The organism is Kocuria arenosa (genome assembly GCF_042879215.1).
Lineage (GTDB): Bacteria > Actinomycetota > Actinomycetes > Actinomycetales > Micrococcaceae > Kocuria > Kocuria arenosa.
Window position 1 is genome coordinate 389,288 of the sequence record NZ_JBHZTA010000003.1, and the last position, 21,751, is coordinate 411,038.

Genomic DNA, 21,751 nt, shown 5'->3' on the forward strand with positions numbered 1-21,751 from the left:
ACTGTGCGCTACGAATACGGTCTCGACCTCGCGTCCCTGGACGCGATCGACATGCACGTGCACATCGAGTGCTCCGACCACGGGCACCCGTCCCTGCCCACGGCGCTGACCGAGGCCTCGGCCAAGTACTTCAAGTCCGAGGACCGCTCCCCGTCCCTGGACACCATCGCCGAGCGCTACCGCGAGTGGCGGATGGCCGCCGTCGTCTTCACCGTCGACGCGACCACGGCCCTGGGCCACGAGCCGAACTCCATCGAGGAGATCGCCGAGGGCGCGGCCCGCAACAACGACGTGCTCATCCCGTTCGGCTCCGTGGACCCGCTCCAGGGCTCCGCGGCGGTGGAGCGCGCTCGGATGCTCGTCGAGGAGCACGGCGTGAAGGGCTTCAAGTTCCACCCGTCCCTGCAGGGCTTCGACCCCTCGGACGAGCGGTTCTACCCGCTCTATGCGGCGATCCAGGCCCTGGGCGTGCCGGCCCTGTTCCACACCGGGCAGAACGGCATGGGCGCCGGGCTGCCCGGCGGGGGCGGGATCAAGCTGGCGTACTCGAACCCGCTGCTGCTGGACGCGGTGGCCGCGGACTTCCCCGAGCTGCAGGTCATCATGGCCCACCCCTCGGTGCCGTGGCAGGAGGAGGCCAACTCCATCGCCACCCACAAGGCCAACGTGTGGATCGACCTCTCCGGCTGGTCGCCCAAGTACTTCCCCGAGTCCCTGGTCAAGGCCTCCAACCGGATGCTCCAGGACAAGGTCCTCTTCGGCACCGACTACCCGCTGATCACCCCGCAGAAGTGGCTCGGCGCCTTCGAGGAGCAGTCCTTCACGGACGAGGTCCGCCCCAAGATCCTCAAGCACAACGCCGTGCGCCTGCTCGGCCTGGACGGAGCACGGCCGTGAGCACGGACACCGAGCGCCTCTACCCCGACTGCGACCCGTACGGGATCGAGGCGAGACTGACCGAGGCCGAGAAGGCCCCGCTGCGCCGGCTGCGCCGGGTGCTCGAGGACGAGGTGCGACCCCTGCTGGCCGAGTACTGGGAGGCCGGGGAGTTCCCCTACCAGGTCGCCCCCTCCCTGCACGGCCTCGACCTCATGACCCCGCCCGAGCTCACGGCCGACGGCGCGCAGCCCCGGTCCCTGTACCACGGGTTCCGGATCTTCGAGCTGGCCCGCACCGATGCCTCGATCGCGACGTTCTACACCGCCCAGGCCGGGCTGTTCCGCACGGCCTGCCGGGTGGGCGGCACGCCGGAACAGTTCGCCGCGTGGGACCCCCGGATCACGTCCTTCGAGATGACCGGGGTGTTCTGCCTGACCGAGCCCGAGCACGGCTCCGACATCGCCGGCGGGCTCGCCACCACGGCCCGGCGCGAGGGCGACGAGTGGGTCCTGACCGGCGCCAAGCGCTGGATCGGCGGCGCCGTCACCGCCGACCTCCTCGCCGTCTTCGCCCGCGACGAGGCCGACGGGCAGGTCAAGGGCTTCCTCGTGGACCGGCAGGCCCCGGGCGTGCGGCTGGAGAAGATCCACGGCAAGACGTCCCTGCGGATGATGCAGAACGCCGACATCCACCTCGACGGGGCCCGGGTGCCCGAGTCGATGCGGCTGGGGAACGTGAACTCGTTCAAGGACGTCGCCGCGATGCTGCGCGCCATGCGCTCCGACGTCGCCTGGATCGCCACCGGGCTCCAGGCCGGCGCCTACGAGGCCGCGCTGCGCTACGTTCGGGAGCGGGAGCAGTTCGGCCGCCCGATCGGCAGCTTCCAGCTCGTGCAGGAAAAGCTGGCCCGCATGCTCGGCAACGTCACCGCGTCCCTGACCATGGTCGCCGGACTCGCCGAGCGGCAGCAGGACGGCGTCTACCGGGACGAGGACTCCGCCCTGGCGAAGATGTGGATCAGCCTGCACATGCGCGAAACCGTGGCGCTGGCCCGCGAGCTGGTCGGCGGCAACGGCATCACCCTGGCCCACGACGTCGCCCGCTTCCACGCCGACGCCGAGGCCGTCTACTCCTACGAGGGCACCCACGAGATCAACGCGCTCGTGGTCGGCCGGTCGATCACCGGCCGGAGCGCGTTCGTCTGAGCCGCTCGCCCGACGCCACCCGCACCACCACGACGCAAGGACACGCCATGACCGAAGCACAGACCCAGCCCCAGACCGTCGTCGCCTTCGACGAGGTCAAGAACCTCGTCGGCAAGAGCCTCGGGCACTCTGCCTGGCGGGAGATCACCCAGGACCAGGTGAACACCTTCGCCGACGCCACCGACGACCACCAGTGGATCCACGTGGACCCCGAGCGGGCCAAGGAGGGGCCCTTCGGCGCCCCGATCGCCCACGGCTTCCTGACCCTGTCCCTGCTCATCCCGATGTGGTCCGAGCTCTTCGACGTCACCGGCGTGAGGACCAAGGTCAACTACGGCCTCGACAAGGTCCGCTTCACCTCTCCCGTCACGGTCGGTTCGCGGATCCGCATGACCGTGACGATCACCGACGTGCAGGAGGTCAAGGGCAACGGCCTGCACCTCGTGGCCGACGGCACCATCGAGATCGAGGGCGAGGGGCGGCCCGCCGTCGTCGCGACCTTCCTCAACCGCTTCTACGCCTGAGCGCGCCGCCTCCTGACCCTCGACGGCCCGGAAGACCACAGAATTCCGTGGTCTCCCGGGCCGTCGAGGGTCCGGGGGTGCCGACAGGGTCAGACGGCAGCCTCGGCCCGCGCGCAGGCCGCCACGGCCTCCGCCACGGCCGGGGCCACCCTCGGGTCCAGGACGGAGGGCACGATGTGGTCCGCGGTCAGCCCGTCCGCGGCGGCGATCGCCGCGATCGCCCGGGCGGCCTCCAGCTTCATGACCGGGGTGATCCGCCGCGCCCCTGCGTCCAGGGCGCCGCGGAAGATGCCGGGGAAGGCCAGCACGTTGTTGATCTGGTTCGGGAAATCGCTGCGCCCCGTGGCCACCACCGTGGCGTGGCGGGCGGCGGCGTCGGGCATGATCTCCGGATCAGGGTTGGCCAGGGCGAACACGACCGCATTCTCGGCCAGCTCGGTGAGGTACTCCTCGGGGACCGTGCCCCCGGAGACCCCCACGAACACGTCCGCGCCCTCGAGGGCGTCCTTGGGCCCGCCGATCAGCCCGCGCGGGTTGGTGCGCGCCGCGTAGCCGGCCTTGATCGCGTTCAGGTCGTCGCGCTCCCTCGAGACGATGCCACGCGAATCCATCAGCACCACGTCGGCGATGCCCTGGGCCAGCAGGATCTCGGTGATCGCGATCCCGGCCGCACCGGCCCCGGCGATCACCACCTTCAGGCCCGCCAGGTCCTTGCCCACCACCGTCGCCGCGTTGAGCAGGGCGGCCAGGACGACCACGGCGGTGCCGTGCTGGTCGTCGTGCATTACCGGGATGTCGAGCTCCTCGATCAGACGCTGCTCGATCTCGAAGCAGCGCGGGGCGGAGATGTCCTCGAGGTTCACCGCCCCGAAGGACGGGCGCAGGATCTTGACCGTGCGCACGATCTCCTCGACGTCCTGGGTGTCGAGCACGATCGGGATGGAGTCCAGGTCGGCGAAGGTCTTGAACAGGGCGGCCTTGCCCTCCATCACCGGCAGGGACGCGGCCGGGCCGATGTCGCCCAGCCCCAGCACGGCGGAGCCGTCGGAGACCACGGCCACCAGCCGGCCGGCCCAGGTGTGGGTGTTCGCCATGCCCGGGTCCTGGTGGACGGCCCGGGACACCTGGGCGACCCCGGGGGTGTAGGCGATGGACAGGTCACGGCGGGTGGCCAGCGGGGACTTCGTGACCACGGAGAGCTTGCCGCCCTCGTGGGCGCGGAGGATCTCCTCGTGCGGAATCGGGCCGGGCTGGAGGTTCTCGTCGCTCATGCGGGGTCCTCGTGCTCTCGTCGTCGAGTGCGAACAGGGTCCCGGCCATTGTGCCCCACGGCGGGAACCCCGTCCCGTCCCGGATGACGCCCCGGGACCTCCACGGTGCTCCGGACCCGGACGGCACGGAGCCCCCACACAGCACGGAGCCCCGGACCGCACAGAACCCCCGGACCGCGTGGTCCGGGGGCTCTGCCCGCGAGGTCGCACGCGCGCGGCGCCGACGGTGCGGGGCGAGGATCAGATGATGGACCGGCCGCCGCTGCGCGCCTTCTCGAAGCGCTCCTGGACGTCGACCCAGTTCACGATGTTCCAGAAGGCCTTGACGTAGTCCGCCTTGACGTTCTGGTAGTCGAGGTAGAACGCGTGCTCCCACATGTCCAGCTGGAGCAGCGGGATCGTGGCGACCGGCACGCCGTTCTGCTGGTCGTACATCTGCTCGATGACCAGGTTGCCGCCGATGGGCTCGTAGGCCAGGATCGCCCAGCCGGAGCCCTGGATCGTGGTGGCCGCGGCCGTGAAGTGGTCGCGGAAGGCGTCGAAGGACCCGAAGTGGTCCTCGATCGCCGCGGCGATCTCACCGGTCGGCTTGTCGCCGCCCTCCGGGGAGAGGTTCTGCCAGAACACCGAGTGGTTCACGTGGCCACCGAGGTTGAACTGCAGGTCCTTGGACAGCTTGGCCGCCGCGGCGCCGTCACCGTTCGCGCGGGCCTCCGCCATCTTCTCCAGGGCGGTGTTGGCACCGGCCACGTAGGTGGCGTGGTGCTTGTCGTGGTGCAGCTCCATGATCTTCGCGGAGATGTGGGGCTCGAGCGCCGCGTAGTCGTAGGGAAGATCGGGAAGGGTGTACTTCTCGGCCATAGGAGAATCCTTTCGATTGCTGTCGTGTGGTTCCACCCTCGTCCCGCGCGCGAGCAGGGGTCAAGGAGGTTCCGCCACCAGCGTACGGTGCGCCCCCGGCCGGGCTGCGCCGAGGGCCTCAGAAGAAGTCGGGCGGGCTCTCGAGCGGGCAGCGGGGCGGGTGGGGGGTCAGCTGGGACGGGGCCGTGAACTCGTAGTCGCCCGTCTCGATCATCCGCCTGAGCGTCTCGAGAGCGTGCCGGGCGCTCCGGCGGGCGGCCGGTTCGAGCAGGTGCCAGAGCCAGGCCTTGGACTCCGTGAACCGCCCGTCCACGATCTTCTCGATCCGGGTGCCCCCCTCCACCTGTTCCCAGGTGATGGTCACCAGCAGATCCACCACGCCCTTGGTGGTGCGCATCCCCAGGCGCCGGCCCGGGACGTGGTCGGAGACGATGTTGACGAAGGAGAAGTGGAGGGGCCCCACGCGGACCGTGGACTCGATCGACGTGCCGAGCTGCAGCACGGCCGTGCTGACCTGGTAGTTGCGCTCCGGGATGGGGTTCCAGCGGCGCAGGCAGCCGGGGTCGAGCAGGAAGCGCTCCACCAGCGGCGGATCCGCCGCGACCACGGCGGTGTCCACCAGCCGGAACGTCGTGGTGCCCTTCAGCATCGTGTCCTCCGCTCCCCGGTCGGGTCTGCGCCCGGGGCGGACGGACGTCGCGCACGGACGGGAGCAATTCGCATGTGCACACAACTACTCTAGCGATCGGCCGGCACGGCGCCCGCCCTCCGGGTGCACAGGGGGTGGAGAAAGTTGTCCACAGGTGTGGAGGAGCACGGGCAGAGAGCGAGCATCGGGACGCTCTGTTCCCAAGAGGCGGCGCCGTCGCAGGTCAGCGGGCGATCGACGGAGTGGGCGGCGCCGTAATTCCACGGGTGGAAGTTATCCACGCTGTGGACAACGCCTGTGGAGAAGCTGTTGAGAAGACCGCGCCCGGACGTCATGGAGCGTCGCACAGGGTCTCGGTGGTCCCCCCGGACGGGGGACGGCACGGCTCCGCGACCGGCCGGCCGGCAGCGCCCCGGACGGGGGACCTACGAGCGGCGCGCGCGCGAGCGCACGAGGACGGCGAGCCCCGCGCAGGCCAGGTAGCACACGAGCACCACCGCCCAGCCCACCGCGAAGGACCCCGTGAGCTGGAGCAGACCGCCGAGGACGAGCGGACCGGCGCAGAACCCCGCGTACAGCCCCATGGTCACCACCCCGGTGGAGGCCCCCACCCGGTCGGCGGGCACGGCGCGCATCGCCGCGGACATCACCACCACGCTCACCGCGAGCGCTGCACCCCCGTGCAGGACGGCCGCCGGCCAGACCGCCCACGCGAGGCCGGGGTGCAGGGGCGCCAGGATCAGCAGCACGGCACTCGCGGCCGCCCCCAGGGCCATGCCGGCCAGCAGGACGAAGCCGTCCGCGCGCGGCCGGTCCATCACGCGCGCCCACAGCACCCGGGAGGCGATGCCCACGAGCGCGGAGACGGACACGGTGGTCCCGGCGGTGACGACGTCGAGGCCCAGCTCCCGGTGGGCGTAGAGCGGGAGGTAGACGTTGGCGGCCTGCGCCCCCAGTCCGGTCAGTGCCGCGGCCGCGGCGTACGCCCGGACGACACCGGGCATCGGGGGCCGTGCGGCGGCGCGTGCCGCCCGGGACGAGGGCGTCTGCGCCCTCCGGGACCGGGGGGCGGTCCGGGACCGGAGGGCCGCCCAGGACCGGGCCGGCAGCGTCGTCCAGGACCGGGACGCCGTGGGGGACGGGAGTCCCGCCGGGGCGCCGGGGTGGTTGTCCGGGACCGTCCACCAGCCGTGCACGAGCAGGAGCAGCACCGCGCCCGCGGCCACCAGGACGGCGGTGCGCCAGCCGAGCAGCAGGCCCAGCGCGGGGAAGGTCAGGCCCGCCACGAGCTGGGAGGCCTGCACGCCGGCCTGCTTGATCCCGAGCCAGCTCGCGCGCCGCGCGGCGGGCACGTGCAGGCGGATGAGCCGGTTGGTCGCGGGATTGGCCATGACCTGTCCGAGCCCCGAGAGCACCATGGCCACGAGCAGCACGGCGTAGCCCGGCGCGGCGGCGGTCAGCAGCATCGCCAGTGCGGCCCCGCCGAACATCACGACCAGCAGGGTGCGGGCGCTCAGCCGGTCCGCCCAGCGGCCCGTGCGCACCGCGGTGAGGGCCGCGACGAAGAAGGTGGTGGTGGCGAGCAGCCCGAACTGCGTCTCCGTGAGCTCCAGATCCGCGATCACGAGGGGGCTCATCGCCGAGAGGCTGTGGGTGAGCAGCGGCCCCACCGCCATGGTGGCGGTGAGCACGAGCATGAGGTGCGCGCCCGGTCTGCGGTCCCGGGTCACCGGTCCTTCCCCGGGGACGCCCGGTCGGCGGCGTGCAGGCCGAGCACGCACGCGACGATCCCCGCCAGGAAGAGGGCCTTCGCCCACGAGAGGTGCTCCTGCCCCGTGCCGGCCGCCCACGCGACCGTGAGCACGGCGCCGATGCCCGTCCACACGGCGTAGGCGGTGCCCATCGGGATCACCCGTGCGGCGCGCGCCAGGGTGAGCATGCTCAGCGCCAGGGACACGGCGAAGAGCAGGCCGGGGCCCGGCCGCGAGAAGCCCTCGGACGCGCCCAGGGCCGTGGCCCAGACGGCCTCCAGGACCCCGCTGACCACCAGCAGCGCCCAGGCACGGGTGCGCCGGTCCCGCACGGCCTGCGCCGCCCCGGCCTCAGACGGCAACCTTGAGCCCGATCACGCAGCCCACGATGCCGAGCACCAGCAGGATCCTGAGGGGCGTCGCCGACTCGCGGCCGGTCAGCATGGACCAGGCCACGGTCAGGGCCGCGCCGATGCCCACCCAGACGGCGTAGGCCGTGCCCGTGGGCAGATCGGTCATGGCGTAGGCCAGCCCGGCCAGGCTCAGGGCGGCCGTCACCGCGAACACCGCGGTCGGCACGGGCCGGCGGAGGCCGTCCGAGGCCGCGAGCGCGGACGCCCACACCGCCTCGAGGACGCCCGAGAGCACCAGCACCGTCCACGCACCCACGGGGTCAGCGCTTCGGGAGCACGCGGAGCCAGAGGAACCCGTGGGCGTCGATCAGCAGACCGTGGCGCAGGTCGAGCTCGGTGTTGCCGTGCAGCTCGACGGCCTGGGGCAGGAACCCGGAGAGGGTCTCGCCGGTGACGAACTGGGACCAGTCGGAGAAGTTCGCCAGGCACAGCACCACCGTGTTGCCGCCGGGGCGCTGGTAGCCCAGCACGTGGGGGTTGCGCGCGTCGAACGGGACGAGCGTGTTGCCGTCGAACTCCGGGGAGTTCCGGCGCAGCTCGACCATCCGGCGGATGCCCCCGAAGATCCGGCCCTGCACGGAGAACAGCTCGTGGCGGCGCTCGTAGTCCTGGACGGGCCGCGGCGGGCGGTGCACCCACCGGGCGTCACCGGCGTGGTCCGGGTCCTCGTTCCACGCGGGGTCGTTGAGCTGGCCGACCTCGTCGCCGAGGTACAGCAGGGGGATGCCGCCGGTGCTCATCGCCACGGAGTGCGCGAGCAGGACCCGGTCCACCGCGGACGCCGGGTCCTCCGCGAGGCCGAGCAGCGACGCCGTGGTCCCGCACACTCGGCAGTCCCCCGTGCGGGGGTTCTCCTGGAACGGGACGCCGTCCGCGAAGCTGCCGGGGTGGCGCCCGGTGTAGAAGGCGTTGAGGAAGCGGCGGTGGTCGTGGCCGTGCACGCCCAGCCGGGCGGCGTCCTCGTCCGAGAACGTCCAGCCGATGTCGTCGTGGCCGCGCACGTAGTCCACCCACGCCGTGCCGGGCGGGAGGGCGTGGCGCTCCTCGAGGGCCTGCGCCAGGAGCTTCGGCTCGCGAGTGGCCATCGCCTCCCACGTCAGGGCCATCTGCAGCGGGTTGTAGGACAGCTGGCACTGTCCGGGCTCGATGTACCGGGCGACCTCGTCCGGGTGGACGATCGCCTCGGACTTGAACAGCACGGCCGGCGCGGCGATCCGGCACAGCGCGTTGTACGCGCGCAGCAGCACGTGGGCCTGGGGCAGCGACTCGCACGTGGTGCCCAGCTGCTTCCAGATGAACGCGACGGCGTCCATGCGGAGCACCTCGACGCCCTGGGCGGCGAGGAAGAGCAGTTCCGCGGCCATCGCCCGGAAGACGGCGGGATTGGTGTAGTTGAGGTCCCACTGGAAGGAGTAGAAGGTGCTCCACACCCACCGGGGGTCCTCCTCGGTGGCGCGGACCCGCGTGAAGGAGCCGGGGTGGTCGTCCGGGAAGATCTCCCGCGTGGTGCGCTCGAACTGCTCCGGGACGGTGCGGTCCGGGAAGATCCAGTAGTAGTCCTCGTACTCCTGCTCCCCCGCGGCGGCCCGGCGCGCCCACTCGTGCTCGTTGGAAGTGTGGTTGAAGACGAAGTCGAGGACCAGGCTGATCCCGTTCCGGCGCAGCTCGCGGCTCAGCTCGGCGAGCTCCTCCATGGTCCCCAGCTCCGGCGCCACGCGGCGGTACGACGACACCGCGTAGCCGCCGTCCGAGTTGCCCTCCGGCGCCTCGAACAGGGGCATGAGGTGGAGGTAGGTCAGGCCCAGTTCCCGGAAGTAGGGGATCTGCTCCCGGATCCCCTGCAGGTTCCCCGCGTACCGGTCCACGTAGCAGACCCCGCCGAGCATCTGCCGCGCGCCGAACCACGCGGGGTCCTGCTCGCGCCGGGCGTCCAGGGCCTTGAGGTCGTCGGGGCGCTCGGCCCAGGAGCGCGCCAGCTGCAGCCCGAGCTCGCTGAGCTGTTCGAGGAAGTCCTCGCGGTGGCCGTAGATCTCGGCGAAGAGCAGCGTCAACCGGGGGAAGTGCTCGTCGAACCGGCGGTCGAAGTCGGCCCATCCGGTGCCCGGCAGGTCCGCCGGGCGACGTTCCTGCACCTTCTGGCGTACGCACGCGGTGATCACGCGTGCCTGGTTCTCCGGCGACAGGCCCGGGATCCCGGGCGTACTGGTGGTGGGCACACTGCTCCTTCGGTCGTCCACCCCGGGGGCGGGGCGGTCTCCGAACTCGAGATCCTCCTTGACGACGAGCCCTCGGATGGTCAGGGACCTGCTTCCGCCGGTCGGCGGGAGCGGTCCGCCCCTCAGCATACTGATGCGCCCCCGGCTTTTCAGCGGATGACCCGGGCGTTCCTCCACATCCCTGTGCACAGAGTTGTCCACAGGTGTGGACGAGTCCTGGGGACACCGTGGAGGAAGGCCCGCCGCCGCCCTGCGGGAGCGGGCCGGCGGGGCTGCCGGTCCCGGGGGGATGCCGCCACGCATGTGGAGAACCCTGTGCAGGGCGGACGCCGGGTCCCGGGAGCGCGGACCCCCCCCGGGACCCGGTGCCGGGCTCAGTACCCGTTGGCGGAGAGCCACTCCTGCGCCGCGTCGGCCGGGCTGACCTGGTCCTCGCCGCTGACCCGGCGGTTCAGGTCGATGAGGTCCTCCGTGGTGAGCTTCCCGGACAGCTCGTTCAGGGCGTCCACCGCCTCCTGGGGCAGCCGGTCCGCCGCGGCCAGCGGCAGGACCTGCTGGGCGATGAAGTTGTTCTCCGGGTCCTCCAGCACCACGAGGTCGTTGTCGGCGATCGCCGGGGTGGTCGTGAAGATGTCGGCGACGTCCACGTCACCGTTCAGGAGGGCCTGGACGGTGAGCGGGCCACCGCCGTCGTTGATCGGCTCGAAGGACTCCGGCACGCAGCCGTACTTCTCCTCCAGGCCGTCGAGGCCGTAGGCGCGCTCGGCGAACTCGGGCGGTCCGGCGATCACCAGCTCGCCGCACACCCCGGCCAGGTCCGCGATGCTCGTGAGCCCGTACTGCTCCGCGGTCCCGGAGGTGACCACCATGGCGTCCTTGTTCTCCGCCTCGGAGGCCTCCAGCACGGTCAGGCCCTCGGGCAGGGCCTCCGGCAGGGCCGTCATGATCTCCTCGGCCGAGCTCGCCGTGGCCTCGGGGTCCACGAAGAGCAGGAGGTTGCCGGAGTAGTCCGGGACCACGTCCACGGACCCGTCCTGCACGGCCCCCACGTAGGCCTCGCGGGCGCCGATGCCCAGCGACGTCTCCGTCTCGACCCCGGCGGACTCGAGCGCCCCGGCGTAGAGCTCGGCCACGACCTGGCTCTCCGGGAAGTCGGCGGAGCCCACGGTCACGGTCTCCGAGGACGCGGTCGCGGACCCGTCCTCCTCGGCGAGGGGGTCGCCGCCGCCTCCGCAGGCGGTCAGGCCCAGCAGCAGGGCGGCGCCCAGGGCGGGTGCGGTGGCACGGCGGAGCACGGGAGCGGTGGTCATGGTGGTTCTCCTGTCGGTCGGTGGCACGGGAAGACGGTGGGTCGCGGGAGGACGGTGGGTCATGGACAGCGGCGGGTCAGGGCGCGGCGAGGCGCAGGCCCGGCGACGTGGACAGCCGCTGGGCCAGCGCCAGGACGGCGTCCACGGCGAGCGCCAGGACCGCCACGAGCACCACGGAGCCGAGCATCCGGTCGTAGTCGCGCACCGCGAGGCCGTCGATGAGGTAGCGGCCGAGGCCGCCGAGGTTGATGTAGGCGACCACGGTCACGGTCGCCACGACCTGCAGGGCGGCGTTGCGGATCCCGCCCAGGATCACGGGCAGGGCGTTGGGCACCTCCACGCGGGTCAGCACCTGGCTCCCGGTCATCCCCATCGCCGCCCCGGCGTCCTTGAGGGCCGGGGAGACGTTCGCGACCCCGGCGTAGGTCCCCGACAGGATCGGCGGGATCGCCAGCAGGACGAGCGCGATGATCGGCGGCACCAGCCCGAGCCCGAGCAGCAGGGTGAAGAGGGTGAGCAGGCCCAGCGTGGGCAGGGCGCGCAGCGCACCCGCCAGGCCGACGACGACGCCGGACCCGCGCCCCGTGTGCCCCACCCACAGGCCCAGCGGGACCGCCACGGCCAGGGCCACGGCCATCGTCACGCCGCTGTACGTCAGGTGCTCCAGGAGCCGGGCGGGGATGCCGCCGGCCCCGGACCAGTTCTCGGGATCGGTCAGCCACGCCAGGGCGGCGCCCACGAGACTCATGCGACCGCCCCTCTCCGCACCCGCGGCACCGGAGTCGCGCCCACCCGCTGCCAGCGCGTCAGCGCGTGGCCGGCCCCCCGCAGCACGAGGTCGAGGAGCACCGCCAGGATCACGGTCAGGACGATGCCCACCGCGATCTCCTCGAGGATGGACCGGCGCAGCCCGTCGGTGAACAGGGTGCCGAGGGACTGCACGCCGATCACGGCGCCCACACTGACCATGGAGATGTTGCTGACGGAGGCGACCCGCAGCCCGGCGACCAGCACCGGCACCGAGAGGGGCAGCTCGACCGCGAAGAAGCGCCGCAGCGGGCGGTAGCCCATCGCGGTGGAGGCCTGCAAAATGTCGCGGTCCACGGACTCGAAGGCGTCCACGGAGGAGCGCACCAGGATGGCCACCACATAGATGGTCAGCGCCACGACCACGTTCACCACCGAGGTGATCTGCGTGCCGAGGAGCAGGGGCAGCACCACGAACAGGGTCAGGGACGGGATGGTGTAGAGCAGGGAGGAGCCCGTGACGAACACCGGGCGCAGCGTGCGGTTTCGGGCCGCGAGCCGGGCCACCGGGACCGCGATCAGGGCGCCGAGCAGCAGGGGCAGCACCGACTGGACGAGGTGCGTGCCCGTGAGCTCCAGGACGGAGGGCCAGTTCCGGCTCGTCCAGGTCATCGGGGCGTCCGTCCGCCGAGGCGCGCGTCCTCGATGGCCGCGATGATCTCGCCCGGCTGCATGATCCCGACCGCCCGGCCGTGGTCGTCGACGACCACGGCGAGCCCCGACGGCGAGGACAGGGCCGCGTCCAGGGCGCTGCGCAGGGAGCTGCCGGGCCGGTGCAGGGTGCCGCCGACCACGGGGTCGTCCTCCGCGCCGGGCCGCACCCAGCCTCGGGGGGCGCCGTCGTCGTCGACCCGCAGCGTCCACCCGTCGGGGACGGGCCCGTCCCCGGTGCCGACCACGCCCTGGCTGCCGTCCGGACGCAGGGCGGCCACGGGGTGCACGGGGATGTCGTGGGCCGAGTCGAAGGTCAGGGAGCGGAAGCCGCGGTCCCGGCCCACGAAGTCCGCCACGAAGTCGTCGGCGGGCGCGCGCAGCAGCTCCTCCGGGGTGGCGTACTGCGCCAGCCGCCCGCCGGTGGCGAAGACGGCCACCCGGTTGCCGAGCAGGATCGCCTCGTCGATGTCGTGGGTGACGAACACGATGGTGCGGTGCAGCCGGCGCTGCAGGTCCAGCAGCTCGCACTGCAGGTCCTGGCGCACCACGGGGTCCACGGCGGAGAACGGTTCGTCCATCAGCAGGACCGGCGGGTCGGCGGCGAGCGCCCGGGCCACGCCCACGCGCTGCTGCTGCCCGCCCGAGAGCTGGGACGGGTAGCGGGAGCCCAGGGCCTCGTCGAGCCCCACGGTGGTCAGCAGCTCGCGGGCCCGTTCCCGGGCCTGCTTCTTCGGCACGCCGTTGAGCCGCGGGACGGTGGCGATGTTGTCCACCACGGTCCGGTGCGGCAGGAGGCCCGACTGCTGCATGACGTAGCCCATGGAGCGGCGCAGCTCGTGGGCGGGCACGGACGTGACGTCGCGGCCCTCCACCGTGACGGTCCCGGAGGTGGGCTCCACCATGCGGTTGATCATCCGCAGGGACGTGGTCTTCCCGCAGCCCGAGGGCCCCACGAACACGGTGAGGGACCCGCGGGGGATCTCGAGGTCGAGAGCCTCGACGGCGGTGGTCCCGTCCGGGTACGTCTTGCCGGCGCCCTCGAAACGGATCGCGATGTCGGTCATGGAGATCCTCCCGTTGCCGTCCGGCCAGTATAGGCAAGCACGGCGGACGCCCCGCTAGACTCGCGTCCACCGGAAGCGGCTCCCGCGGGACCGCCGGCCGAACGCGCAAGGAGGTGGACGGTGCACAGCCTGGAGCTGCTGCTCGGCGAGGACGCCGAGGCGGCCGTGCGCGCCGACTGGGACCGGCTGGCCGAGGCGGGACTGCCCAGCTCCGGCCGGCACCGCTCCGAGTCCAACCGCCCCCACATCACCCTGGTGGCCGCCCCGTCCCTGGCCCCGGAGACCGTGCCGGGGATCGACGAGCGGGTCGCCGCGGCCGCCGGGTTCGTGGACCTGCCGCTGATCAGTGCGGGCGTGCTGCTGTTCGGCCCGGGCCGGGGCGGCTACGTGGTGGTCCGCCAGGTCGTGACCACCCCCGAGCTGCTCGAGCTGCACCGGCGGGTCTGCGACGCCGTGGGCGCGGTCCCCGGGCAGGCGCGCACCTCGTTCCCCGGGGCCTGGACGCCGCACGTCACCCTGGCGCGCCGGATGCGCCCGGACCAGGTGGCCGCCGCACTCGGCGTCCTGGCCCCGCACCCCGAGCCGCTGCGGGCCGTGGCCCTGCGCCGCTGGGACGCGGACGCCCGCACCGTGGTGCACCTGGCCTGAGCGCCGGCCCCGCGGAGGGCACGCCCGTGGCCGCTCCCGGGACCCCGGCTCCACCCGCACCGTGATCCACCCGCACCGTCATCCCGCCGCCGTGATCCGGCGGGCGCGGAGCCGCGTAGGCTCGGGGCATGACGAGCGCACAGGACATCGCCACCTGGATGATCGACCGCATCCGCACCGAGGGACGGCTGTCCCAGGACCAGGCCGTCCAGGACATCCCCGCCGCCTTCGGCCCGGAGTGGGTCCGGACCCTGGAGAACGGGCACACCGGGATCAGCAAGGAGGTCCTCGCGGAGTTCCGCAAGGCCCACGGCGGCACGGTGCAGTGGGACCGCGACCGCCGCTTCTGGTCCCTCAGGAGCTGATCCGCCGCGCGGCGCACCGCCCGGCCCGGGCCCCGGTCAGCGGGAGCGGAGGACGTCGAAGACCACGGAGTCGTCGTGCCGGCCGTGCCCCTCCCGGCGGCCGCGCACGTAGAGCTGCTCGGCCGCCGAGGCCAGCGGCACCGGCTGCTCGACCGCCCGGGCCGCGTCGGTGACCAGTCCCATGTCCTTGACGAAGATGTCCAGGGCGGAGCGGACCGCGGCCTGATCGCCCTGCAGCATCCGGGGACCGCGGTCCTCGAACATGAAGGACGTGGCGGCCCCGGTCGAGAGGACCTCGAGGCACTGCGCCGGGTCCAGGCCCATGGAGTCCGCCAGGGCCAGCGCCTCGCCCGCCACGGCGATGTGCACCCCGCACAGCAGCTGGTTGACCACCTTGAAGCGCTGCCCGTCGCCCACCCGGGAGCCGACGACCGGGGCGTTGCCGGCCATCGCGTCGAGCAGCGGCCGGACCGCGGCGACGTCCTCCTCCGCGCCGCCGACCATCACGAGCAGGTCCCCGGTGGCGGCGCGCGCCGTCCCGCCGGACACCGGCGCGTCGACGATCCGCACGCCGCGGCCCTCGAGGCCCTGCGCGCAGGACTCCACGGACTGCGGGCCGACGGTCGCCATGACGAGCAGGACCGTGTCCGCGTCCAGGGCGTCGGTGATGCCGCGCTCGCCGAACAGGACGTCGTGCAGCTGCGCCCCGGTCGCGACCATGACGACGACGACATCGGCGCCTGCCGCCGCCTCCCGGGGGTCGGCCAGCAGCTCCAGGGCGTCGCCCACGACCTCCTCGGCGCGGGGCGAGACGTCGAAGCCGCGGACGGGGAAGCCGGCGCGGGCCAGGGTGAGGGCCATGGGAGCGCCCATGGCGCCCAGGCCCAGGAAGCCGACGGACAGCGGTGTGCTCATGACAGGTTCTCCTCGGAGTCGTTCGGGCCGGTGCGGCCCGGACCGGAGTTGTTCGGACCGGAGTCGCGCGCCGCACCGGGGGCGCGCCGCAGGTCCAGCGACCGGGCCAGCTCGGCCGCCCGGTCGAGGACCCCCACGACGTCGGCGAGGGCGCTCTCCCCGCCGACGTTGCCGGGGAAGACCACGTAGGGCCCGCCCCGCGTGGTGTCCGGGGCGTCGGTGGGCTGGAACATCGAGATCTGGCCCGGGAAGAACTGGCCGGCCACGGTGGCCCGGCGGATCCCGAGACCCCGGTGGGCCACCTCGTGGGAGGTGATGCCGCCCTTGGCCACGACCCACGCCGGGCGCGCCTGCGCCACCCCGTGCACGACCTCCACGAGCGCGTCGGAGACGGACCGGGCGATGGCCAGCGACCCGTCGGGGTCGTCCGTGCGCACGAGCTCGCGGCTCGTCCACACGACCGCGTCGCTGGTCCCGAGCGCCTCGGTGATCCGCGCGACGGCGTCGGCCACGCAGCCGGGGCGGGCGTCGTCGTCGAGCAGGGTGGGCACGTGCAGCTCGACCTCGAAGAGGTCGCGCCGGGTCCGCAGCTCGGCGAGCTGGCGGTTGGTGAGCCCCACGTGGGACCCGACGGCCACGAGCCCGTGCGGCAGGCGCCCGGGGCCCACCGTGATGTCCTCCGGGCCCAGCACCCGCGAGTCCGTGAGCCCGGCCAGCGGGCGGACGAAGGAGGGCCCGCACCGGGTGACGAACGTGCGGCCCTCCGCCTCGAGGGTCGACAGCGCCTCCGCCACGGTGTCGAGGTCCGCGTAGCTCGTGGCGTTGACGACCACCCAGGCCCGGTCCCGTGCCCGGCGCAGGACCTCCGCGACGGCCGGCACGCCCCCGGACCGGATGTCGTCGAGACCGATCGAGAGGATCCTCGAGCGCTCCAGCGTCCCGCCGGAGCGCTCCACGAGGAAGTCCTTGAGGTCCGAGGAGGAGTAGCCGAACGTCGCGTCCGCGGCGAAGTCGGTCTCCCCCACGGGCATCGGGCGGCCCTGCAGGACCGCGTAGTGGACGTCGTCCTCGGTGTAGCGCCCGGCCTCGATCATGGCCGGGGCGAAGAGGAACCCGTCGACCGGCACCCCGTGCCGCTCGAGGACGTCCGCCAGGGCCGTGGGCTCGGCGATGACGTGCCCGCGCAGCGTGGAGTCGCTGCGGGAGACGAGGTGGGGCAGGGGCAGGCGCTCCGCGAGGAGGCTCTCCAGCACCGCCGAGACGAGCCCGGTGCTGAGCGCCACGGCCTCGGCCTCGGGCCGGGCCCGGCTGTTGGTGAGCACGAAGCAGGTGCGCCCGGAGTGCCGGACGACGTCCAGCACGGGCTCGGGGTCGAGCTCGAGGACGACGTCGACGTCGTGGACGCACTGCGACCCGGTGGGGTCGTCGTCGAGCACGAGCAGGGTGCGCGGGGTGGTCATGCGCAGGACTCCTTTCGGCGGGACATCAGGACAGGCCGGAGAGGGCGATCCACAGGACGGCCACCACCAGGAACCCGACCAGCGAGGTGGCGGTGCACAGCACGGAGTAGGTGCGCAGAGCGGTCCCGGTCGGGACCCGGAAGTAGCGGCTCCACACCCAGAACAGGGAGTCGTTGACGTGGCTCAGGGCCATGGAGCCCACACCGATGGACAGCGCGAGCATGGCCATCTGGACGGGGGTGAGGCTCTGCGCCGCGGCCAGCGGGGCGATGAGGGGCGCCGTGGTGAGGATCGCGACGGTTGCCGAGCCCTGGGCCGCCCGGATGAGCGCGGCCATGATGTAGGCCAGCAGGATGATGGGCAGGCCGGTCCCGCCCAGGACGTCCGCGACGGCCTCGGAGACGCCGGTCTCGCGCAGCACGTAGCCGAACATGCCGCCGGCTCCGGTGATGAGGATGACCGCGGCCACGGGGGGCAGCGCGGAGTTGATGACGTGCTCGGTCTCCTCGCGGCCCCAGCCGCGCCGGTAGCCCAGCAGGATCGAGGCGAGGATCACGCCGATCAGCAGCGCCATCGGCGAGGCGCCGACCATGGACAGCACGGTGCGGATCGCATTGCCCTCCGGCAGCACCAGTGCGCTGGTGGTCTGGAGCATGATGAGCACGAGAGGCACGGCGATCATGGCGAGCACGAGACCGGTGCTGGGCGCCTTGGTCTGCACCACGCCGGTGTGGCCCGTGCCGCCGACGCTCTGCAGGACGTCGTCCCGCGAGATCTCCACGTGGGCGGTGCGGGAGAGGCGCATGGCCAGCCAGTGCCCGAACAACCACATCGGGATCGCCGGGATGAAGGACAGCAGCAGGACGAGGCCGATGTCGGCGCCGAGCAGCTCGGAGCCGCCCACGATGCCCGGGTGGGGCGGGACGATGACGTGCACCGTCAGCATGGCGATGACGATCGGCAGGGCATAGGCGAGCATGTTCCCGCCCAGCCGGCGGGCGACGCCGAAGACGATGGGGATGAGCACGATCAGCCCGACGTCCACGAAGACCGGGATGCCGAAGATGAAGCCGGTGGCGCCGAGCGCGAAGGGGGCGCGCTTCTCCCCGAACTTGTCGAGCAGCCAGCGGGCCAGGACGTCGGCGCCGCCGGAGACCTCGATGATGCGGCCGAGCATGGCCCCCAGTGTGACGATGAGGGCGACGCTGCCCAGGGTGTTGCCCATGCCCGTGGTCAGCGTGGGGACGACCTCGGCGAGCGGGATCCCGGCGGCGAGGGCGAGCGCCGCGGCCGCGATCATCAGGGCCAGGAACGGGTGCACCTTGCCCTTGATGATGAGACCCAGAATGACCACGACAGCGGCCAGGCCCAGCAGGACGAGAGTGGTGGTGGTCATGAAGTCCTCGATGAGCTCCGGAGGCGAACGCCCGCCCTGTAAGACGTCAGACATCGTATGTGACCCAGAGCACACGGTCAACGCGCGCTCCGGAGCGGTGCCGACTCCCGAGCGCGGCCGGTCCTTCCGCGTGACGGTGGACACTCCTTTCCCGATCCGGCTATCCTGGGAGCAGCAGACGCCCATGAACCGTGGTGGGAGAGTCCCGCGGGTGCACCCAGCCCGGCGGGCGCCGTAGGAGCAATTCCTCCCCAGGAAACTCTCAGGCCCCTGTACCACCACGGTTCGGCAACTCTGGAAAGCAGCCCGGCGCGCGTCGCCGGTCTCACCGACGGTGCAAGCGGCCCCACGGCCGCGGAATCTCTCAGGTCCCAGACAGAGCGGGGAGGAACTCGAACCGATCCACGCCGACCTGGCGTGCAGCACCCGGGAGTTCCTCATGACGACCCAGCTCACCACCACGACCCCCACGACGGTCTTCGCCGACCGGCACATCGGTGCCGGCTCCGACGCCGTGCAGACCATGCTCGCCCGTGTGGGCCGCGCCAGCCTCGACGACCTGTCGGACGCCGCCGTGCCCGCCGACATCCGTCAGAGCACCCCGCTGGACCTGCCGGAGGCCCTCAGCGAGCAGGAGGTGCTCGAGCGGCTGCGCACCTTCGCGAACCGCAACACCACGGCCGTGCAGATGATCGGCCAGGGCTACTACGACACCCACACGCCCCCGGTCATCCTGCGCAACGTGCTGGAGTCCCCGGGCTGGTACACCGCCTACACCCCCTACCAGCCCGAGATCTCCCAGGGGCGCCTGGAGGCGCTGCTGAACTTCCAGACCATGGTCGCCGACCTCACCGGGCTGCCGGTGGCGAACGCCTCGCTGCTGGACGAGGCCACGGCGGTGGTCGAGGCGGTGCTGCTGATGCGCCGGGCCAACAAGGCCCGCGGCAACGGGGTGATCGTCATCGACGCCGACACGCTGCCGCAGACCCTGGCCGTGGTGCTGGCCCGCGCCGAGGCGCTGGGCTTCGCCGTGCAGGTCGCCGACCTGACGGCGGGCCTGCCCGAGGGCGAGATCACCGGCGTGGTCCTGCAGCAGCCCGGGGTCTCGGGGCGCGTCGTCGACCACGCCGCGGTGATCGCGGAGGCCAAGGAGCGCGGGGCGATGGTCACGGTCGCGGCCGACCTGCTGGCCCTGACCCTCATCACCCCGCCCGGCGAGCAGGGCGCGGACATCGCGGTGGGGTCCTCCCAGCGCTTCGGGGTCCCCCTGTTCTTCGGCGGTCCCCACGCGGCCTACATGGCGGTGCGCTCCGGCCTGGAGCGGAACCTGCCCGGCCGCCTGGTGGGCGTCTCCAAGGACGCCACGGGGCGGGCGGCCTACCGCCTGGCGCTGCAGACGCGCGAGCAGCACATCCGCCGCGAGAAGGCCACCTCCAACATCTGCACCGCCCAGGCGCTGCTGGCCGTCGTGGCCGGCATGTACGCCGTCTATCACGGCCCCGAGGGGCTGAAGGCCATCGCCCGGCGCGTGCACGACCGCGCCCGGACCCTGGCCACCGTGCTGCAGGGCGCCGGTCATGAGCTCGTCGCGGAGCAGTTCTTCGACACCCTCACCGTGCGGGTCCCCGGGCGGGCGGAGCAGGTGGCCCGCGCGGCCGAGAACCGAGGCGTGAACCTGCGGCACGTCGACGCCGACCACGTGGGGATCTCCTGCGACGAGGCGACCACGGAGCAGCACCTGCTGCTCGTCGCCGAGGCCTTCGGCGTGGCCGACGCGGCCGCGGCCGTCGCCGCCGGGCCGCGCGGCCTCGAGCTGGACGCGGGGCTGCGGCGCACCACGGAGTTCCTCACCCACCCCGTGTTCTCCACCCACCGGTCCGAGACGCAGATGCTGCGCTACCTGACTCGCCTGGAGAACCGGGACCTGGCCCTGGACCGGACGATGATCCCGCTGGGCTCCTGCACCATGAAGCTCAACGCGACCGCCGAGATGGCCGCCATGAGCTGGCCCGAGTTCGCCTCGATCCACCCGCTGGCCCCGGCCCACCAGACCACCGGCTGGCGCGAGCTGATCGCCGACCTGGAGAACCGCCTGGAGGCGATCACCGGCTACGCGGCCGTGTCCCTCCAGCCCAACGCCGGCTCCCAGGGCGAGCTGGCCGGTCTGCTGGCCATCCGCGGCTACCACCGGTCCCGCGGCGAGGAGCAGCGCACCGTCTGCCTCATCCCGGCCTCGGCCCACGGCACCAACGCCGCCTCCGCGGTCCTGGCCGGCATGAAGGTCGTCGTCGTGAAGACGGCCACCGACGGCACCATCGACCACGCCGACCTCGACGCCAAGATCGAGGCCCACCGCGAGCAGCTGGCCGCCATCATGATCACCTACCCCTCCACCCACGGGGTCTACGACGCCGACGTGCGCCAGGTCTGCGACGCCGTCCACGCCGCCGGCGGTCAGGTGTACATCGACGGGGCCAACCTCAACGCCCTGGTCGGCCTGGCCCAGCCCGGGCAGTTCGGCGGGGACGTGTCCCACCTGAACCTGCACAAGACCTTCTGCATCCCCCACGGCGGCGGCGGGCCCGGCGTCGGGCCCGTGGCGGTGGCCGCGCACCTGGCCCCCTTCCTGCCCGGCGACGCCACCCGCGCCGAGGCGGACGGGGCGGCCGGCGCGCCGATCTCGGCCACGATGTTCGGGTCGGCCGGAGTGCTGCCGATCTCCTGGGCCTACATCGCGATGATGGGCGGCGACGGCCTCACCCGGGCCACGCAGACGGCGCTCCTCACGGCGAACTACGTCGCCACCGCGCTGAACGAGCACTACCCGGTGCTCTACACCGGCAACGAGGGGCTGGTCGCCCACGAGTGCATCCTGGACCTGCGGGCCCTCACGGCCCGCACCAAGGTGACCGCCGAGGACGTGGCCAAGCGGCTGATCGACTTCGGCTTCCACGCCCCCACCCTGTCCTTCCCGGTGGCCGGGACGCTGATGGTGGAGCCGACCGAGTCCGAGGACCTCGCCGAGATCGACCGGTTCATCACCGCGATGACCACCATCCGCGAGGAGATCGAGCAGGTCGCCCGCGGCGAGCTCAGCGCCGAGGACAGCCCGCTGCGCCACGCCCCGCACACCGCCGAGGTCGTGGCCGCGAGCGACTGGGACCGCCGCTATCCCCGCGAGCAGGGCGCCTTCCCCGTCCCGGAGCTGCGCCAGGACAAGTACTTCCCGCCGGTCGGCCGCATCGACGGCGCCGCCGGGGACCGCAACCTCATCTGCTCCTGCCCGGCCCCCGAGGCCTTCGAGAACTGATCCGACACCGCACCGGATCGCCCCGACACGGACCGCACTGCCACGAAAGGCTC

The 21,751-nt window shown here is 72.7% G+C and carries 20 protein-coding genes and 1 riboswitch; of the genes, 6 read left to right on the top strand and 14 right to left on the bottom strand.

Going from position 1 to position 21,751, the window contains the following annotated elements; genetic code table 11:
* Nucleotides 1–51: 51 nt before the first annotated feature.
* Genes ACFYE3_RS07795 through ACFYE3_RS07805 form a run of 3 tightly spaced genes read left to right on the top strand, consistent with a single transcriptional unit; the run spans nt 52 to nt 2,608 of the window.
* Complete coding sequence (locus ACFYE3_RS07795) at nt 52–897, top strand: amidohydrolase family protein (RefSeq protein WP_387607930.1); 846 nt, start codon at nt 52–54, stop codon at nt 895–897.
* The gene (locus ACFYE3_RS07800) at nt 894–2,084 is read left to right on the top strand and encodes an acyl-CoA dehydrogenase family protein (protein WP_387607703.1); all 1,191 of its coding nucleotides are present in this window, start codon (nt 894–896) and stop codon (nt 2,082–2,084) included. The genes ACFYE3_RS07795 and ACFYE3_RS07800 overlap by 4 nt, the downstream gene beginning before the upstream one ends.
* A 47-nt stretch (nt 2,085–2,131) precedes the next feature.
* A complete protein-coding gene (locus ACFYE3_RS07805) occupies nt 2,132–2,608 on the top strand; it encodes a MaoC family dehydratase (protein WP_387607706.1) in 477 nt (158 codons plus the stop codon).
* 89 nt (nt 2,609–2,697) lie between these two features.
* Here the strand turns inward: ACFYE3_RS07805 and ACFYE3_RS07810 are convergent, their stop codons facing one another.
* From ACFYE3_RS07810 to ACFYE3_RS07860, 11 genes are all read right to left on the bottom strand, one after another.
* Complete coding sequence (locus tag ACFYE3_RS07810; RefSeq protein WP_387607709.1) at nt 2,698–3,879, bottom strand: NAD(P)-dependent malic enzyme; 1,182 nt, start codon at nt 3,877–3,879, stop codon at nt 2,698–2,700.
* 240 nt (nt 3,880–4,119) lie between these two features.
* Nucleotides 4,120–4,740, bottom strand: coding sequence for a superoxide dismutase (locus tag ACFYE3_RS07815; RefSeq protein WP_387607711.1), 621 nt, complete (start codon nt 4,738–4,740; stop codon nt 4,120–4,122).
* 118 nt (nt 4,741–4,858) lie between these two features.
* Nucleotides 4,859–5,389, bottom strand: a complete 531-nt coding sequence (locus ACFYE3_RS07820) for an SRPBCC family protein (RefSeq protein WP_387607714.1) — start codon at nt 5,387–5,389, stop codon at nt 4,859–4,861.
* Between the two features lie 425 nt (nt 5,390–5,814).
* The gene (locus tag ACFYE3_RS07825) at nt 5,815–7,119 is read right to left on the bottom strand and encodes an MFS transporter (protein ID WP_387607717.1); all 1,305 of its coding nucleotides are present in this window, start codon (nt 7,117–7,119) and stop codon (nt 5,815–5,817) included.
* Nucleotides 7,116–7,502 (bottom strand): DMT family transporter, encoded by a 387-nt coding sequence (locus ACFYE3_RS07830; RefSeq protein WP_387607720.1) that lies wholly within the window; start codon nt 7,500–7,502, stop codon nt 7,116–7,118. Before ACFYE3_RS07830 ends, ACFYE3_RS07825 begins: the two co-directional genes overlap by 4 nt.
* Nucleotides 7,492–7,809, bottom strand: a complete 318-nt coding sequence (locus tag ACFYE3_RS07835) for a DMT family transporter (RefSeq protein WP_387607722.1) — start codon at nt 7,807–7,809, stop codon at nt 7,492–7,494. The genes ACFYE3_RS07830 and ACFYE3_RS07835 overlap by 11 nt, the downstream gene beginning before the upstream one ends.
* Nucleotides 7,810–7,813: 4 nt before the next feature.
* The gene (locus ACFYE3_RS07840) at nt 7,814–9,769 is read right to left on the bottom strand and encodes an amylosucrase (RefSeq protein WP_387607724.1); all 1,956 of its coding nucleotides are present in this window, start codon (nt 9,767–9,769) and stop codon (nt 7,814–7,816) included.
* 374 nt (nt 9,770–10,143) lie between these two features.
* On the bottom strand, nt 10,144–11,079 hold the full coding sequence (locus ACFYE3_RS07845) for an ABC transporter substrate-binding protein (RefSeq protein WP_387607726.1): 936 nt from the start codon (nt 11,077–11,079) through the stop codon (nt 10,144–10,146).
* Nucleotides 11,080–11,155: 76 nt separating this feature from the next.
* The gene (locus ACFYE3_RS07850) at nt 11,156–11,827 is read right to left on the bottom strand and encodes an ABC transporter permease (RefSeq protein WP_387607729.1); all 672 of its coding nucleotides are present in this window, start codon (nt 11,825–11,827) and stop codon (nt 11,156–11,158) included.
* A complete protein-coding gene (locus ACFYE3_RS07855) occupies nt 11,824–12,498 on the bottom strand; it encodes an ABC transporter permease (RefSeq protein WP_387607731.1) in 675 nt (224 codons plus the stop codon). Before ACFYE3_RS07855 ends, ACFYE3_RS07850 begins: the two co-directional genes overlap by 4 nt.
* A complete protein-coding gene (locus ACFYE3_RS07860; protein ID WP_387607734.1) occupies nt 12,495–13,604 on the bottom strand; it encodes an ABC transporter ATP-binding protein in 1,110 nt (369 codons plus the stop codon). The genes ACFYE3_RS07855 and ACFYE3_RS07860 overlap by 4 nt, the downstream gene beginning before the upstream one ends.
* Before the next feature lie 120 nt (nt 13,605–13,724).
* Between ACFYE3_RS07860 and ACFYE3_RS07865 the strand changes: the two genes are divergently transcribed.
* Together ACFYE3_RS07865 and ACFYE3_RS07870 are read left to right on the top strand one after the other, a co-directional pair.
* The gene (locus tag ACFYE3_RS07865) at nt 13,725–14,252 is read left to right on the top strand and encodes a 2'-5' RNA ligase family protein (protein ID WP_368821510.1); all 528 of its coding nucleotides are present in this window, start codon (nt 13,725–13,727) and stop codon (nt 14,250–14,252) included.
* Between the two features lie 128 nt (nt 14,253–14,380).
* Nucleotides 14,381–14,617 carry a DUF6953 family protein gene (locus tag ACFYE3_RS07870; protein ID WP_387607737.1) on the top strand — a complete coding sequence of 79 codons (237 nt, stop codon included), beginning with the start codon at nt 14,381–14,383 and terminating at the stop codon, nt 14,615–14,617.
* A gap of 36 nt (nt 14,618–14,653) precedes the next feature.
* Here the strand turns inward: ACFYE3_RS07870 and ACFYE3_RS07875 are convergent, their stop codons facing one another.
* Genes ACFYE3_RS07875 through ACFYE3_RS07885 form a run of 3 tightly spaced genes read right to left on the bottom strand, consistent with a single transcriptional unit; the run spans nt 14,654 to nt 18,388 of the window.
* Complete coding sequence (locus ACFYE3_RS07875; RefSeq protein WP_387607739.1) at nt 14,654–15,532, bottom strand: NAD(P)-dependent oxidoreductase; 879 nt, start codon at nt 15,530–15,532, stop codon at nt 14,654–14,656.
* Nucleotides 15,529–16,992 carry a four-carbon acid sugar kinase family protein gene (locus ACFYE3_RS07880; RefSeq protein ID WP_387607741.1) on the bottom strand — a complete coding sequence of 488 codons (1,464 nt, stop codon included), beginning with the start codon at nt 16,990–16,992 and terminating at the stop codon, nt 15,529–15,531. Before ACFYE3_RS07880 ends, ACFYE3_RS07875 begins: the two co-directional genes overlap by 4 nt.
* A gap of 25 nt (nt 16,993–17,017) precedes the next feature.
* Complete coding sequence (locus ACFYE3_RS07885) at nt 17,018–18,388, bottom strand: GntT/GntP/DsdX family permease (RefSeq protein ID WP_387607743.1); 1,371 nt, start codon at nt 18,386–18,388, stop codon at nt 17,018–17,020.
* A 185-nt stretch (nt 18,389–18,573) separates the two neighbouring features.
* Nucleotides 18,574–18,676: riboswitch (glycine riboswitch) on the top strand.
* A gap of 151 nt (nt 18,677–18,827) precedes the next feature.
* Here ACFYE3_RS07885 and gcvP point away from each other — a divergent pair.
* Entirely contained in the window at nt 18,828–21,698 is a 2,871-nt protein-coding gene (gene gcvP, locus ACFYE3_RS07890; RefSeq protein WP_387607746.1) for an aminomethyl-transferring glycine dehydrogenase, read from the top strand.
* Nucleotides 21,699–21,751: the final 53 nt, after the last annotated feature.